This is a genomic window from Endozoicomonas sp. SESOKO3, assembly GCF_024606255.1.
The window spans coordinates 1-1,066 of the sequence record NZ_JAHHPR010000779.1; the positions used below are offsets into that span (position 1 = coordinate 1).

A 1,066-nucleotide genomic window follows, 5' to 3' on the forward strand; every position below is an offset into this window, starting at 1 on the left:
GGTTGGCATTGACGGAACAAGGTTTCAAACTTTTCCAAAGATGGAATACCCAACTCTTCTGACAGGAAATCCGACAAATAGCCCACTCTTTCAGGCCGAAGCCCGGAGTCCCTGTAGAGATCAACCAGACGATCAAGCAAGGATGCTGAGGCTACTGCGTCTGCGGGCGTGACCGGATGGTTCCCATTCCCATCCGGTGGCGGTGGTTCATCATCGTTATCATGGTTCCTCCCCTCTGGGCTGGCAGTTCGTTTAATTCTGTTGCTGCTTTGTTCTGCTGTTTGTTCAGAGGGGGAAGCCGGGGGGTGTTGGGACTGGGGCTCCCCGCTATTTCCCTCTGCGCCAGAAGCCGCCGTTATGACTGTTGCAAACTCTGTTGAAGGAAGTGATGTATCTGGCTGGAACGCATTTCGTGCTTCTGGCAACAAGGCCGGTGGGTTTCTGTTTGTTTGATGTTTAAAAAAAGGGGGTACACGACCAGAAAAGTATGAGTGGACAGCGTGCCCCTGAAACTCCCGGTTTAAATAGGTCAGCACATTGTTAATTAACTCGGGTCGCTGTTGAACAAACTGGTAAAGTGAGCCGGGGTCGCGCAGAATCTGCTCTCTTACCCTCGCTCTAAGGCTTTTTGGTGTGGATGATGAACTGAACCCTGAGAGCATTCCGTGCCATTGATAGAGATTAAATGGCGCATTGGCCACTGTGTTTACAAACAGAGTGGCCAGATTGATATGCTCACTTTCTACAAGGGTGCCAATGTCTGGTCCGTCCCAAACGGCATAATGATCCTTGATATTAAAAGGGGCATCAGCGAACTGCATTAACAGTACCGGGTCTCCTGCTCCCCAGAAATGATATTTCCGATGTCTGTCGTTGCGGGCTATGAATAGAGAAGACTTCGACCAGACCGGATAGGTGTCATTGCCGGGAGATGCCTTTTCCAATGCCCAGAGGTTGAAGTACTTCCCGGTGATGAGTGTTGGACTGGGTGTTATCGGAGTCTCAGGAATACCTGGTTGATAAAGCCACCTTTGATCCGACAACTGGTAAAGCCAGTGATTATGGT

General features: G+C 50.2%; 1 protein-coding gene. It reads right to left on the reverse strand.

Going from position 1 to position 1,066, the window contains the following annotated elements; all coding sequences use genetic code 11:
- Positions 1-944 (reverse strand): hypothetical protein (locus KDK18_RS13685; RefSeq protein WP_257255490.1); only part of this gene is annotated, 944 nt, incomplete at its 3' end.
- Positions 945-1,066: the final 122 nt, after the last annotated feature.